This window comes from Xanthobacter wiegelii (assembly GCF_043193855.2).
Taxonomy (GTDB): Bacteria; Pseudomonadota; Alphaproteobacteria; order Rhizobiales; family Xanthobacteraceae; genus Xanthobacter; species Xanthobacter flavus_A.
The window spans coordinates 312453-326289 of record NZ_CM195529.1; the positions used below are offsets into that span (position 1 = coordinate 312453).

The 13837-nt window shown below is 69.1% G+C and carries 15 protein-coding genes; 7 read left to right on the plus strand and 8 right to left on the minus strand.

Features of this window, described 5'->3' with window-relative positions; translation table 11 throughout:
* The first annotated feature begins 69 nt into the window (after window positions 1-69).
* A complete protein-coding gene (locus V5F63_RS01415) occupies window positions 70-618 on the plus strand; it encodes an ActR/PrrA/RegA family redox response regulator transcription factor (protein WP_281066338.1) in 549 nt (182 codons plus the stop codon).
* Between the two features lie 102 nt (window positions 619-720).
* Here V5F63_RS01415 and V5F63_RS01420 read toward each other — a convergent pair whose 3' ends face one another.
* Together V5F63_RS01420 and V5F63_RS01425 are read right to left on the minus strand one after the other, a co-directional pair.
* Window positions 721-1197 carry an MmcB family DNA repair protein gene (locus tag V5F63_RS01420; RefSeq protein WP_209487386.1) on the minus strand — a complete coding sequence of 159 codons (477 nt, stop codon included), beginning with the start codon at window positions 1195-1197 and terminating at the stop codon, window positions 721-723.
* 7 nt (window positions 1198-1204) lie between these two features.
* Window positions 1205-2077: a YihY/virulence factor BrkB family protein gene (locus tag V5F63_RS01425; RefSeq protein ID WP_209487387.1), complete on the minus strand. Its 873-nt coding sequence runs from the start codon at window positions 2075-2077 to the stop codon at window positions 1205-1207.
* 298 nt (window positions 2078-2375) lie between these two features.
* Here V5F63_RS01425 and V5F63_RS01430 point away from each other — a divergent pair, with 298 nt between their 5' ends.
* Both V5F63_RS01430 and V5F63_RS01435 read left to right on the plus strand, forming a co-directional pair.
* Window positions 2376-3449, plus strand: a complete 1074-nt coding sequence (locus V5F63_RS01430) for an FUSC family protein (protein WP_394101352.1) — start codon at window positions 2376-2378, stop codon at window positions 3447-3449.
* A gap of 204 nt (window positions 3450-3653) precedes the next feature.
* Complete coding sequence (locus V5F63_RS01435) at window positions 3654-5345, plus strand: acyl-CoA dehydrogenase family protein (RefSeq protein ID WP_394101353.1); 1692 nt, start codon at window positions 3654-3656, stop codon at window positions 5343-5345.
* Between the two features lie 116 nt (window positions 5346-5461).
* Here V5F63_RS01435 and V5F63_RS01440 read toward each other — a convergent pair whose 3' ends face one another.
* Window positions 5462-6298, minus strand: a complete 837-nt coding sequence (locus V5F63_RS01440) for an SDR family oxidoreductase (RefSeq protein ID WP_394101354.1) — start codon at window positions 6296-6298, stop codon at window positions 5462-5464.
* 160 nt (window positions 6299-6458) lie between these two features.
* Here V5F63_RS01440 and V5F63_RS01445 point away from each other — a divergent pair, with 160 nt between their 5' ends.
* Window positions 6459-6863 carry a winged helix-turn-helix transcriptional regulator gene (locus tag V5F63_RS01445; RefSeq protein WP_394028317.1) on the plus strand — a complete coding sequence of 135 codons (405 nt, stop codon included), beginning with the start codon at window positions 6459-6461 and terminating at the stop codon, window positions 6861-6863.
* Here the strand turns inward: V5F63_RS01445 and V5F63_RS01450 are convergent.
* Both V5F63_RS01450 and V5F63_RS01455 read right to left on the minus strand, forming a co-directional pair.
* Entirely contained in the window at window positions 6860-7096 is a 237-nt protein-coding gene (locus V5F63_RS01450; RefSeq protein WP_394101355.1) for a helix-turn-helix domain-containing protein, read from the minus strand. The genes V5F63_RS01445 and V5F63_RS01450 overlap by 4 nt on opposite strands.
* A gap of 22 nt (window positions 7097-7118) precedes the next feature.
* On the minus strand, window positions 7119-7673 hold the full coding sequence (locus V5F63_RS01455; RefSeq protein WP_209487393.1) for a DUF2975 domain-containing protein: 555 nt from the start codon (window positions 7671-7673) through the stop codon (window positions 7119-7121).
* A 72-nt stretch (window positions 7674-7745) separates the two neighbouring features.
* On the opposite strand from V5F63_RS01455, the gene V5F63_RS01460 reads away from it, so the two are divergent.
* The gene (locus V5F63_RS01460; RefSeq protein WP_394101356.1) at window positions 7746-8372 is read left to right on the plus strand and encodes a hypothetical protein; all 627 of its coding nucleotides are present in this window, start codon (window positions 7746-7748) and stop codon (window positions 8370-8372) included.
* A 41-nt stretch (window positions 8373-8413) separates the two neighbouring features.
* Here the strand turns inward: V5F63_RS01460 and V5F63_RS01465 are convergent, their stop codons facing one another.
* The 3 genes from V5F63_RS01465 to V5F63_RS01475 all read right to left on the minus strand — a co-directional run bounded on the left by V5F63_RS01465 (window position 8414) and on the right by V5F63_RS01475 (window position 9723).
* Window positions 8414-8941, minus strand: a complete 528-nt coding sequence (locus tag V5F63_RS01465; protein ID WP_394101357.1) for a prolyl-tRNA synthetase associated domain-containing protein — start codon at window positions 8939-8941, stop codon at window positions 8414-8416.
* A gap of 127 nt (window positions 8942-9068) precedes the next feature.
* Entirely contained in the window at window positions 9069-9341 is a 273-nt protein-coding gene (locus tag V5F63_RS01470) for a hypothetical protein (protein WP_209487396.1), read from the minus strand.
* A gap of 37 nt (window positions 9342-9378) precedes the next feature.
* Complete coding sequence (locus tag V5F63_RS01475) at window positions 9379-9723, minus strand: hypothetical protein (protein WP_245327308.1); 345 nt, start codon at window positions 9721-9723, stop codon at window positions 9379-9381.
* A gap of 162 nt (window positions 9724-9885) precedes the next feature.
* On the opposite strand from V5F63_RS01475, the gene V5F63_RS01480 reads away from it, so the two are divergent.
* Entirely contained in the window at window positions 9886-10776 is an 891-nt protein-coding gene (locus tag V5F63_RS01480; protein WP_209487397.1) for a hypothetical protein, read from the plus strand.
* Between the two features lie 102 nt (window positions 10777-10878).
* On the plus strand, window positions 10879-13656 hold the full coding sequence (gene ppc, locus V5F63_RS01485) for a phosphoenolpyruvate carboxylase (protein WP_394101358.1): 2778 nt from the start codon (window positions 10879-10881) through the stop codon (window positions 13654-13656).
* Window positions 13657-13837: the final 181 nt, after the last annotated feature.

The following is a 13837-nucleotide window of genomic DNA, read 5'->3' on the forward strand; positions in this document are numbered from 1 at the left end:
CGGCGTAAAAGCCGCAGAGCCCCGAGCTTGTTTTGCCGGCATTGCCGATGAGGGATTGAGGAAGACGCGATGAACGAGATGCCTGAGGTGGGGGAAGACCGATCGGTTCTGATCGTCGATGATGATCGGTCCTTCCTCCAGCGCCTCGCGCGGGCCATGGAAGCCCGTGGCTTCGAGGTGGCCACCGCCGAGACGGTGGCGGACGGCCTCGCCCGCGTCGAAGCCTCGGCCCCGGCCTACGCCGTGGTGGACATGCGCCTCGGTGACGGCACCGGCCTCGACGTGATCTCGGCCCTGAAGAAGCACCGCCCCGGTGCCCGCGCCATAGTCCTCACCGGCTATGGCAACATCGCCACCGCAGTCACGGCGGTGAAACTGGGCGCGGTGGATTACCTCGCGAAGCCCGCCGATGCGGACGACGTGGTGGCGGCGCTCCTCGCCAATGCCGATCACAAGCCGACCCCGCCCGAGAATCCCATGTCGGCGGACCGGGTGCGCTGGGAGCACATCCAGCGGGTCTATGAATTGTGCGGCCGCAACGTGTCCGAGACCGCCCGCCGCCTGTCCATGCACCGCCGCACCCTGCAGCGGATTCTGGCCAAGCGGGCGCCGCGGTAGCGGCTCCCGCCAAGGCAAGGGCGTGGGCGCCGCGGTAGCGGCTCCCGCCAAGGCAAGGGCGTGGGCGCCGCGGTAGCGGTTTCCGTCGGCTGAGCGAGCGGGCTACAGGTCTGCCCGCAGCAGATCCGGGTCGTAGAGCACGGCAAGGCGGGTGGCGGCGGCGCGGGCGAAGCGCAGCGTCAGCGCCTTGCGGGTCGCAGCCGGCAGGGGATGGAGCGGGGCCGGCCTCAGGCATTCGGCCCCGAACGCATCGGCGACGAAGAGGCCGGTGTCCTCGGGCAGGATCTCCACCGGGAAATCCATCGGAACGGCGAACATCAGCCGGTCGCAGAAATCGCGGTATTCGTGCCACTTGGCGTCGGTGCGGAAATCCGTCACCGACGACTTGATCTCGATGATGGTGATCTCGCCCTTCGCACCCAAAGCGAGAATGTCGGCCCGCCGCCCGCTCACCAGCGAGAATTCCGGCAGCCCGGCCATGCCCGACAGCGCCAGATGGCGCAGCACGCCGCGCTGGACCGCCCGGGCGGTCTCCGACTGGCGGCCATCCGGCCGGGGGTCGGGCGGGAGCGCGCGCATGGCCGCCTCAGGACGCCGCCTTCAACGCCTCGGCCTCGTCATGCGTGGGCTCGGGGGCGAAGGCGCGCTTGATGGCGGCATTGAGTTCGCCGCCGAACACGAAGATGGAGGCGGTGAGGTAGAGGAAGACCAGCGCGATCATCACCGAGGCGAGGCCGGCATAGGTGGTGACGTAGTTGGCCGGGAATTCCGCCAGATAGAAGCCGAACGCCGACGCGCCGACCAGCCACATCACCAGCGTCACCAGAATGCCGGGCGCCACCTCCGCGAGCTTGCGCCGCCCGGCCGGCAGCCACAGATGCGCCACCAGCAGCGACACCACCAGGATGATGGACGTGGCGCCGAAGCGCAGCACGGTGATGGTGCCTGAGAAACGCTTGAGCGCCGGCACCTGCGCCACAGCCGTCTGCCACAAGAGCGGCCCCAGCACGACGAGGAAGGAGAGCGCCAGCATGGCGGCGGCGGCGATGAGCACGTATCCGATCGATTCCAGCCGCAGCCAGTACCAGGCCCGCATCTCCTTCATGCCGTAGGCACGGTTGAGGCCGATGCGCAGGCTCTCGATGCCGTTGGAGGAGAAATAGAGGGCCAGCACCACGCCATAGGTGAGCACGTCCGTGCGCACCTGGTTCACCACATTGTAGATCTCGCGGGAGATGGGGCCGGCCACCTGCTCCGGCCACGTCTCCAGAATGAGCTGGATGGTTTCCTGCGCCAGTGGCCGCAGGTCGAGGAAGCCGGCGAGCGCGGTGACGAAGATGAGAAACGGGAACAGGGACATGAGCGCCGACAGGGCGATATGGCTGGCAATGGCCCAGCCGTCGTCGGCGGAGAAGGTCCAGAACGCATCCAGAACGATATGGTAGATGCGCCGCAGCATGTGGTCTCCCGTTTCAAGTCACATCGGGCTTTCCGGGCGGAATGGCAAGCGCCCGGGCCGCCTGTCCACCGCCCGGCTGGTGGCGGCGGCGCCCTTCGGCTAAACAGCGAGGACAGGTCGCCCGCCCCTCCGGTGCCCGGACCCCGCCGAGATCCCCATGCCGCGCCAGCCCGAGTCCCCGGCTGATCCGCCCCCGGCCCCACCCCCGGCTGAAGCCCCCGGGGCCGCGCCTTCTCCGGCCGCGTCTTTGAATGCAACGCCGCTGGACGCCCCGCGCGTTCCCACGCTGCGGGAGCGAATGGGCACCCTCATCGCGCCGGGCCATCTCAAGCTCGCCCTGCGGGCCACCATCGCCGGCATCGTCACCTATCTGCTGGCGGAGCAGTTTTCCCTGCCCAACGGCTATTGGGCGGTCCTCACCGCCATCCTCGTCGTGCAGGCGACGCTGGGCGCCAGCCTGTCGGTGGCCATCGACCGGGCGCTGGGAACGCTGGCGGGCGGCGTCGTCGGCGTGGCCGGGGCGATGTTGGCGGGCGGGTCGCCGCTCGAAACGGTGCTCGTGCTCGCGGTGGCGGTGTTCATCGCGGCGGCGCTGGCGGCGCGCTCGACCAGCTTCAAGCTGGCCCCCGTGACGGTGGTCATCGTCATGCTCGCCCATCCCGGCGACGTGGCGCCTTGGATCTCCGGCCTGACGCGGGTGGCGGAGATCGCGCTCGGCGGCGTCGTGGGGCTGCTGTGCGCCATCCTCATCCTGCCCGAACGTGCGCTGGGGAAACTCTTTCCCCACTGCGCCAAGGCGCTGCGTCTCACTGCCCAGTTGCTGGACCTCGGGCGCGGCGGGCTTCTGGGGCAAGGGCTCGACCCCTCGGCCATCGACCGGCTCAACGCCGGGGCGCGCCTTGCCCTGCGCGCGGCCGACCTGCGGCTGGTGGAGGTGCGGGCCGAGCAGGCCGGTCGCCTGACCACCCAGACCGATCCCGCACCCGTGGTGCGCGGCGCCCGGCGGCTGTGGCATTCCGCCATCATCCTGCTGCGCAATGCGGACCGGCCGCTGGACGAGCCCCTCGCGGGCCTCGTCTCCGCCGCCCTCACCGCTGCGACGATGGCCCTCTCGGCCCACATGACGGCCATCGCGGACCGGCTCGACGGCCAGCCCGCGCCTGATCTCTCCACCCGCGCCGATGCGGCTGGGGCGGCGGTGGCGGCGCTGGAGGCGCGCATCGAGCAGCTCAACACGCAAGGCGCGTTGGGCGGGGTGAGTTCGGAGGCGTTGACCGCCCTCTTCTCGGCGGTCTCGGCCTGCGTCCACATGCGCGAGAACCTGGAGGACCTGTCCGCCCGCCTCGCCGAAGTGCAGGGCGAGGCCCCCTGACCGGGCGACCCCGCTTCGCCCGCTCACGGCGAAAGTCGGATCGACCGCGGCGGCGGATGCCGTATCTAGGCGCATGCGCCGCACCATTTGCGGCGCGGCACCTGATCCGGGCCGATCCCGGCTTTCGTAATCAGGCGTTGCCTTGGCCCGGTTCCGGGGCAAGGATAGGTCAATTGCGCAATGCACAATCAAGGGGGAGAGTTCATGTCCGCCAGCGCTGCCGTTCAGTCCGTCGCGACAGAAGAGTTTGACGCCGTTGCGCTCGGGCGGGCCGCCACCGACAGCCTGGAGAAGCTGCTGGCCGAGGCGACCTCCCTGGTGAAGGCCAAGGTGACGGACGGCGGGCGCATCTCCTCCGTCCTGCTGGAGAAGGAGCAGCGCGCCACCCACGGTCTCGCCTGGCTCGCGACCTATGTCTTCTCCGTGCGCGAGCTGGTGCACTATGCCGACCGCCTGACCGAGATGGGCAAGTTCGGCGACACCGAGAAGCTGATCGTGCAGATCGGCCTCGGCGAGTATCTCGCGCAGATCCTCGGCGGCATTCCCATGAGCCAGGGCGAGATCGTGCGGTTGCCCGATCTTTACGTCTCCGGCGCAACCATTGCGGCGCTGGCCGCCGAGCCGGCCATCGCGGCGCTGGTGGAGAACGGCAACACGGCGGCCAGCCGCGCCGCGCTCGCCGACATCATCCGCGACGCGCATCTCGCCGGCACCATCGGCGAAGCGGGCCTCGACGAGACCACCGAGGCGATGCGCACCGAGATGCACCGCTTCGTGGAGGCGGAGGTCGCCCCCCACGCCCATGAGTGGCACCTGAAGAACGATTACATCCCGCTGGAGATCATCGCCCAGCTCTCCGAGATGGGCGTGTTCGGCCTCACCATCCCTGAGGAATTCGGCGGCCTCGGCCTGCCGAAGGAGGCCATGTGCGTCGTCACCGAGGAGCTGTCGCGCGGCTATATCGGCGTCGGCTCGCTCGGCACCCGCTCGGAGATCGCGGCGGAGCTGATCCTCGCCGGCGGCACCGATGAACAGAAGGGCCACTTCCTGGCCAAGATCGCCTCGGGCGAGATCCTGCCCACGGCGGTGTTCACCGAGCCCAACACCGGCTCGGACCTTGCCTCGCTGCGCACCCGCGCGGTGAAGGAGGGTGACGTCTACAAGGTCAACGGCAACAAGACCTGGATCACCCATCCGGTCCGCGCCGACATCATGACCCTTTTGGTGCGCACCAATCCGGCGGAGCCCGGCTACAAGGGCCTGTCCATCCTGCTCGCCGAAAAGCCGCGCGGCTCGGACGAGAACCCGTTCCCGGCCGAGGGCATGACCGGCGGCGAGATCGAGGTGCTCGGCTATCGCGGCATGAAGGAATACGAAATCGGCTTCGACGGCTTCACCGTGCCGGCGAAGAACTTGCTCGGCGGCGAGGAGGGGCAGGGCTTCAAGCAGCTCATGACCACCTTCGAGAGCGCCCGCATCCAGACCGCCGCCCGCGCCGTGGGCGTGGCCCAGGCGGCCATGGAAGTCGGCCTGAAATATGCCCAGGAGCGCATCCAGTTCGGCAAGGCGCTCATCAACTTCCCCCGCGTTGCCGACAAGATCGTGATGATGGCGGTGGAGACCATGATCGCCCGCCAGATCACCTATTTCGCCGCCCGCGCCAAGGACGAGGGGCGCCGCACGGACCTCGAGGCCGGCATGTCCAAGCTGCTCGGCGCGCGCGTCGCCTGGGCGGCGGCGGACAACGCCTTGCAGATCCACGGCGGCAACGGCTTCGCGCTGGAATATCCGGTGTCGCGCATCCTGTGCGACGCGCGCATCCTCAACATCTTCGAGGGCGCTGCGGAGATCCAGGCGCAGGTCATCGCCCGCCGCCTGCTGGACGGGGGCAACTGAGCGCGGCGGGCGACGAAGGTCCCTTCAATCGAGCTGGGAGCGGACGCTTTCGTCCGCTCCCGCTTTCGTCCGCTCCCGCTTTCGTCCGCTCCCGCATGGAGCCGTGACCCGGCGCTTCAGGCGAGCCGGGCGGCGTTGTCCTGCGCGTAGGTCGCGAGTGACCGAGGTGCGTGGCCCGTCAGGGTCTCCACATCGCCGGTGACGCGCGCCGTCCATCCCTCGCGGACGGGATGGAAGAGCGTGGCGAGGAAGCGCGCATAGGCCTCCGGAACGCCTGCGCCCGTGAGGATGCCGACGAAACCGTCGTCGTCCACCGGCGTATAGGCGATGGCCTTGCCCGTCACCCGCGAGAGGACGGCCGCCGCCTCGCCATAGCTCAGCGCCTCGGGGCCGGTGAGGTTGAAGGCGCGCCCATCGAAGCGGTCCGTGGTGAGGGCCGCGGCGGCGCTTTCGGCGATATCGCGGGTGTCGATGAAGCTCGTCTTGCCGTCGCCCGCGGGCACCGCGATCACGCCATGGTCGATGCCGGGCTTCCAGAAGGTGTGGAAATTGTCCGCGAACCAGTTCGGCCGCACGATCACGAACGGCGTACCGGAGCGCTCCAGCGCCAGCTCCACCTGCCGGTAGGGGATGGCCTCGTCCGCATCGACGCCGAGCGCGGTCATCAGCACCACCTTCGCCTTGCGGGCGGCGGCGGCCTCGATCACCGGCAGGAGCCGGTCGGTGATGTCGAGGGAGCCGGTGGGGGCGAGAAGAAACACCCGGTCCGCGCCCTCGAAGGCAGTCGCGAAGGTGGACGGGTTGTCCATATCGACCGCCACGCCCAGCGCTCCGCCAACGGCCGTGCCCGTACGGGAAGCGGCCTTCACCTGCTCACCCTTCGCGAGGAGGGCCGCCACCAGCGGCTGGCCCACATTGCCATTGGCGGCGAAAACCAGAATCTGACCGGACATGATGGCTCTCCTGCTGGCCGGCCAGCGGTGGCGCGGCGCCCAAGGTTAGGTTTCAATTTGAAACCAGCTTCCGATCGGATACATACTCTTGTGTGACAGAGCCCAAAAGAGAGCACTTCGAACTCACATGGTCACTTCCGGGAAACCGCAGGACATCCAGATGCGGGGCGACGACAGCTGCCGCCTTGCCTGGCCGTTCGACGTCTACGAGGCGCAATGCCCCACGCGCATGGTGCTGGACCGGATCGCCGACAAATGGGCGGTCCTGATCCTCGACCGTCTGCGCGAGGGGCCGGTGCGGTTCAACCACCTGAGGCGGGACATCAAGGGCATCTCGCAGAAGGTGCTGTCGCAGACGCTGAAGAAGCTGGAGCGTGACGGCCTCCTCTCGCGGGCGGTCTTCCCCACGGTGCCGGTCACGGTGGAATATGCGCTCACGCCCCTCGGTCGCACGCTGACCGACGCGGTGGCAGCCATCGCCCATTGGGCCGAGCACAACATGGATGCGGTGCTGGCCGCCCAGGCCGCCTATGACGCCCGGGCGGGGGGCGAAGCGGGGCTCTAATCCCCCTCGCTTTCCTCCGCCGCATCCGGTCCGGGCACGAATTCCAGAATGTCGCCGGGCTGGCAGCCGAGGGTTTCGCAGATGCGGGCGAGCGTATCGAAACGCACGCCGCGAACCTTGCCGGACTTGAGCAATGAGACGTTCTGCTCGGTGATGCCGATGCGCTCGGCAAGCTCGCGCGAGCGCATCTTGCGGCGCGCCAGCATCACGTCGAGATTGACGATGATGGGCATGGTGCTCCCATAGCCTCCCCGCTCAGATGAAGCTCGCGTTTTCTTCGGCGATCCGCGCCGCCTCGCGCATGACCGCGCCCACCCCGATGACGAGCAGCCCGACGATCACCGCCACCACGTCATGGCTGGAGATCGAGATGGCGATGGCCCGCGCGCCCGGCGGGTTGCCGAGGGTGAGGGCGATGCTCAGCGCCACCCCGATGAAGGGCGCGATCAGCCCCTGAAGCGCCACGGCAGCGCCGAAGCGTTCCAGCCGGACCGCCAGCACGGCGGAGATGAGTTCGCCGCGCCCGAAATCCCGGAAGATCTGGCGCACCTGAAGCAGGCCGTAGGCGAGGATGCCGAGCGGGATCGCGGAAATCGCGAGGCCGGCGGCGAGGCTCGCGCCATCGAGCGCCACCGGATGCCCGGCGAGGCCGACGCGCGGGACGATCACCCGCTCCACCAGCCCCGGCGACAGCCAGATGCCGAGGCCGAACGCCACCAGCAGCAGCAGGACCACAAGGGTGGCGACGGACAGAGCGCGGCCGAGGCGCACGACGCGGTGGAGTCTGGGATCGAGGGGCGGAGGTGACATGCGTGGCCTTTCCTTGACGCATTCATTTTTTATCGTAAAACAGTAATTATTCAACCCAAAATGAGAGATCGAATGCGTTTCTTTCCCGCCCTTGCGCGCTCCTTGCGGCCGCTCGCCTTGTTGATGTCTGTTCTCTCGGTGGCGGCCTGCTCCCATGTGCCGATCAGTTCCCTGCCGCAGCTAGCCACGCTCGATCTCGAGACGGCGGACCTCACCGTCCTGCGTGCGGCCGTGCGCGCGCCGAAGGAGATCGCCCCGGTGCCCGGCGGGGCGTTCGTCGTCATGTCTTACTGGCGACAGGGCGAGGAGGCCGGCAAGACCGTCGTGCAGGCAACGCTGGAGGTGGAGACGGACCCGAAGGCCCTCGCGGCGCTGAAGGAGGAGGAGCGGGCGGGCATGCGCATCACCGTCTTCCGGCTGACGGACGAGGGCCGGCGCAAGCTGGAGGCGGCGCGCAGCGCGGCGCTGGCGCTGAAATCGGACGAGCTGGCGAAGGGGCGGCGCGCCAGCGGGTCGCTCGCGGTGTCAGCGGAGGGCTGCGTGCGCGGCGCCCTGCCGGCCGGGCCGCTGCTGCTCAGCACCTATCTCCGCCTGAAGCCGGGCGGGAATTTCGTGACGCTGATCCAGGACATCGACCTTCGCGGGCTGCTCGCCCAGGCCGGCTCGGACGAGAGCGCCATGAAGCCTTGCGAAAATTGAAACCCTGCCAAAACTGAGACCCTGCGCCCGTCAGGCGGGGCTCAGGCCTCCTCGGCCGTTGGAATCTCCACCTCCATCGCCTCGTGGCCGGTGAGGCGGAAGAAGGCGCGCAGGGCGTCCGGTGTGAGCACGGTGGTGCGGGCATTGGTGAGCGGGTGGCAGCCCACGAGATCGGCGCGCATGAGCGCGGCGTCGATGGCGAAGCGGACCCGGCCGTCGGTGTCGTTGACGAGCGCGAGCAGGCTCACCGAGCCGGGCAGGATGCCGAGATGCTCCATGAGCGCCTCGGGCGAGGCGAAGGACAGCGAGCCTTTTGCCCCGAGCGGCCCGCGCAGCGCCTTGAGGTTCACCGGGGTGTCCTCGGCCAGCGTCAGCAGGAAATAGGTTTTCTTCCCGTCGCGCAGAAACAGGTTCTTGGTGTGGGCGCCGGGAATGTCGCCGCGCAGCGCCTGCGATTCGGCCACCGTATGCACGGGCGGGTGATCATAGGTGGTGCCGGGGATGTCGTTCTGCGCGAGGAAAGCGAGAAGGGTATCGGGCGTGTGGGGCGTGTCGGACTTTTGGGTCATGGGCCGGTCGGGGCGGGAGGCAGGGGAAGCCAGCCTTAGACCCGTCCCGCCGCCTCGGGCAAGCCGACTACCGGCTTAAGGACCCCTGATCGGCCGCCCGCTCCAGCGGAGCCGGCGGCCTGTTGGATCAGCGGAGCTGGGTGAGGCAGGCGCCGGCCGCCTCGGCGGCGGGGCGGGCGTTGCTCATGGAGACGGCGCCGGACTGGACCAGGGCCTTGGTCTTCTCGGTCACGAGCGCGCGGGGGTCGGAAGCGCCGGCAAAGCCCGGCGCAGCGGCGGCATAGATCGCCTTGGCGTCGGCACCGAGGCCGGCGGCGCACTGGTCGGCGGCCGCCTTGTCGGCGAGCGCCGGGGCGGCGCAGGCGAGGGTGAGGGCAGCGGCGCAGAGCAGGGACTTCATGGGGTGTTGCCTCCAGTGGATTTCAGAACACGCGCGATCAGCGCACGCCGACGCGGTTCACCGGGCCGCCGGCATTCACGCCGGCTCCGGGCGCGACGCCGACACCGCGCGCACCGACGCCGACGCCGGGGGTGACGCCCACGCCGGGTGCACCTGCACCGGGCACGCAGCCGGCAGGATAGCCGGGCCGGGTGCAATAGACAGCAGCGCGCGCCGCGGGGGCCGCCGGACGGGCGACGCAGCCCTTCGGCACACCAACCGCCCTGCAATAGACCACGGCACCGGCCGGGGCGGTCGTCGCAAGCGTGACGACGGCGGCCGGAGGCAGCGCGGCGAGAGTTGCGGCAAGGAAAGCGGAACGTGTCAGCAGGCGCAGTCGCATGGGCGGCCTCGGCATCCTCAGAAGACACCTGTGCGTGACGCCCGGGGTGACATCGCGCCGAGGTGACTCCCGGTGACCTAGACGCCATCCTGTCATACCGCAATGGCGATTCTTGGCCTGACTGACGTCGGGTCGCCGCGGAACGACGAAGCGGAGGCGCGGGTGCCGGAACGGTTGGTGGTGCGGGTAGATCCGGCGGTGGATTGGATCGATGACGCGTGCGGACCGGAGGCGCGGGCTGCGCTCGCCGCCCATCCCGCCTTCCGGCCGGCGGTGGCGCGCCTCGTCGGCGAGATCAGCGCGCTATACAGCGGCAACCGCCTGCTCAATCGCCTGCTCAGCGATCGCGGCCGCAACATGCTGGGCCTGCTGGTGCTCTATCTCGATGCCCTGCCGCCAGCGGAGGGCGGCGGGCTCACCGCCGCGCGAATCGTCGCCCTGTGTACCGCCACCGGCGTCTGCAGCCGGGGCCGGGCGAAGGCGATGCTCGCCCTCATGCGCTGGGGCGGCTATCTGGCGTCGGCGGCGCCGACCGAGGACCGCCGGGTGAAGCCGCTGATGCCGCAGGCCAAGCTCGTCGCGCTCCAGCACAAGCGCTGGCGTCTCGTCTTCGAGGCCGGCAGCGCGCTCGATCCCGAACTCGCCCGGCTCGCTCCCCGGCTGGATGAGGAAACCTTCACGCGGTGTCTCGCGATCCTGTTGGGCGAGGCCTTCATCGCCGGCTTCCGGCCCGTCTCGGCCGCGATGGAGCTGGAGGATCTGGTGGATCGCGACGGCGGACTGATGGTGCTGATCGCCCTGCTGACCGCCGAGGGCTCCGGCACCGAGCCGCCCTCCATCGCCGATCTCTCGCGTCGTTTCCACCTGTCGCGGGCGCATGTGCTCGATCTGCTGCGGCTCAGCGAGGAGCGCGGACTGGTGGAGCGGGGCGCGCGCGGCACCGGCCGGCTCTCGCCCCTCGGTCGCGACGCGCTGGAGCGCTTCTTCGCCTGCATCTTCGCGGTGATGGGCGGGGCCGCCCGCGCCGCCGAGGCCCGTCTTCGCGTCTCGTGAAATCACCTTCGCCCGGAACGAGCTTTCGCTCCTGCACAATTTCCTTAAGACTAAGGTCGAAAGAGATGTGCGCCGCAGCGCGGCCGGTTTCGGGGGAAGACCATGACGGGTTTGGCACGATCAAGCGGCGTCGCGCCGCGCGCTGAGGATGTGAAGGACCAGCCGCTGCGTGACGATATCCGGCTGCTCGGCCGCATCCTCGGCGACACCGTGCGCGACCAGGAGGGCGGCGAGGTGTTCGACCTCGTGGAGCGCATCCGGCAATTGTCCATCCGCTTCCACCGCGACGACGACCAGGCGGCCCGCGACGAACTGGGCGCCCTGCTGGGCGCCCTGCCGGCGGACCGATCCCTCGATACCATTCGCGCCTTCAGCTATTTCTCCCACCTCGCGAACATCGCCGAGGACCAGCACCACATCCGCCGCAACCGCGCCCATGCCATCGCCGGCTCGGCGCCGCGCGCGGGCAGCCTCGCCAATGCCTTCTCCCGCGCCGAGCAGATGGGGATCGGCCGCGCGGCGTTGGCGGACTTCTTCTCCGGGGCGCTCATGAGCCCTGTGCTCACCGCTCACCCTACCGAGGTGCGGCGCAAGAGCACGCTCAACCGGGAGATGGAGATCGCCGCCGAGCTCGACCGCCGCGAGCGCGTGGTGCCCACCCCCCAGGAGCGGGAGGAGGGCGAGGAGATCCTGCGCCGCGCGGTGCTGACCCTGTGGCAGACGGCGCTGCTCCGCCGCATCAAGCTGACCGTGCTGGACGAGGTGGCGAACGGCCTCTCCTATTATGACTACACCTTCCTCACCGAGGTGCCGCGCCTCTACTGCGCCATCGAGGATCGCCTCGCGGAAGAGGGCGGCGAATTGGATTTGCCCTCCTTCCTGCGCATCGGCAGCTGGATCGGCGGGGACCGCGACGGCAATCCCTTCGTCACCGCCCATGTGCTGAAGGAGACGGTGCGGCTGCACCGCGACCGCATCCTCGCCCATTACGAGGAGGAGCTGGTCGCGCTCGGGGCGGAACTGTCCCTCGCCCAGCGCCTCGTCAGCGTTTCCGAGGCCCTCACCGAACTCGCGTCCCGCTCCCCGGACCGCTCCCAGGAGCACCGGGAGGAGCCTTATCGCCTCGCCCTCGCCTATGTGCTGGAGCGCCTGCGCCAGACCGCTCGCAAACTGCGCGGCGAGCCCCTGTCGGCCGAAGGGCTCGCGCCCTATGTGACGGCGCAGGAGTTCCGCGCCGATCTCGACGTGATCGACGAGTCGCTCGTCGCCAACGGTTCGAAGGTGCTGGCGCGCGGGCGGCTGCGCCTGCTGCGGCGGGCGGCGGACTGCTTCGGCTTCCATCTCGCCTGCATCGACCTCCGGCAGAATTCGGACGTGCATGAGCGCGTCATCGCCGAGCTCTTGGAAAAGGCTGTGCCCGGCACGAACTATGCGGGCCTCGACGAGGAGGCCCGCATCGCCGTGCTCCTCCGGGAGCTGGCGACACCGCGCCCGCTTGCCTCACCCTTCATCGCCTATTCGGAAGAGACCTGCTCGGAGCTCGACATCCTGCGCGAGGCGGCTGCCGCGCACCGAGCGCTGGGGCGCGAGGTAATCCCCAACGCCATCATCTCCAAGGCCGAGGGCGTTTCAGACCTCCTCGAACTGGCGCTGCTGCTGAAGGAAGTCGGCCTCGTCTCCAGCGACGGGGCGGGCGGTCTCGCCAGCGCGGTGAACATCATCCCCCTGTTCGAGACCATTTCGGACCTGAAGGCCTGCGCCGGCGTGATGGACCGCGCCTTCGCCATTCCCGCCTATCGCAAGCTGGTGGAAAGCCGCGGCGCCGAGCAGGAGGTGATGCTCGGCTATTCGGATTCGAACAAGGACGGCGGCTTCGTCACCTCCGGCTGGGAATTGTACAAGGCGGAGATCGGCCTCATCGAGGTGTTCGGGGCGCACAAGGTCCGGCTTCGCCTGTTCCACGGGCGCGGCGGCTCGGTGGGGCGCGGCGGCGGGCCGAGCTATGACGCCATCCTCGCCCAGCCGGGCGGGGCGGTGAACGGGCAGATCCGCATCACCGAGCAGGGCGAGATCATCGCCTCCAAATATTCAAACCCGGACGTGGGGCGGCGCAACCTGGAAATCCTGGTCTCGGCGACGCTGGAGGCGTCCCTGCTCCAGCCGCAATACAAGGCGCCGCGCACCGAATTCCTCACCGCCATGGAGGACATCTCGGACACGGCCTTCGCCGCCTATCGCAATCTCGTCTACGAGACCGAGGGCTTCGAGGACTATTTCTGGTCCTCCACCGTCATCAACGAGATCGCGACGCTGAACATCGGCTCGCGCCCGGCCTCGCGCGCCAAGACGCGCTCCATCGAGAAGCTGCGCGCCATTCCGTGGGTGTTCTCCTGGGCCCAGTGCCGGCTGATGCTGCCGGCCTGGTACGGCTTCGGCACGGCGGTGGAGGCCTTCGTGGCGCGGCGGCCGGATTATGGCCTCTCCTTCCTCAAGGCCATGCAACACGAATGGCCCTTCTTCCGCACGCTCCTGTCCAACATGGACATGGTGCTGGCCAAAAGCTCGCTCGCCATCGCCTCGCGCTATGCGGAACTTGTGCCGGACGTGGAGCTGCGCACCGCCATCTTCGGCCGCATCCGCGCCGAATACGAGCTGACGCTGAAGCACCTGCTCGCCATCATGGACCAGCAGAAGCTGCTGGAGGGCAATCCGCTGCTGGACCGCTCCATCCGCAACCGCTTCCCCTATCTCGACCCCCTGAACCACCTGCAGGTGGAACTGCTGCGCCAGCACCGCGCCAGCCCCGGCGACGACCAGGTGCTGCACGGCATCCAGCTCTCCATCAACGGCATCTCGGCCGGCCTGCGCAACTCGGGGTGAAGGCGGCCGAGGGCTGTCCCGTTCCGGCACACATCGGCGGGGAGGCGGGGTCGGGAGGGGGAACGGGGCGTGACCGAATCGCTTCGCGCCCGATTTTCCCGCTCCGTTCTCTTCCGATGCCCCTTTCGCCGGGACGGGCGTGGCGCTCTAATCGAAACGATTAGGGCTCAGGCCCCAACAC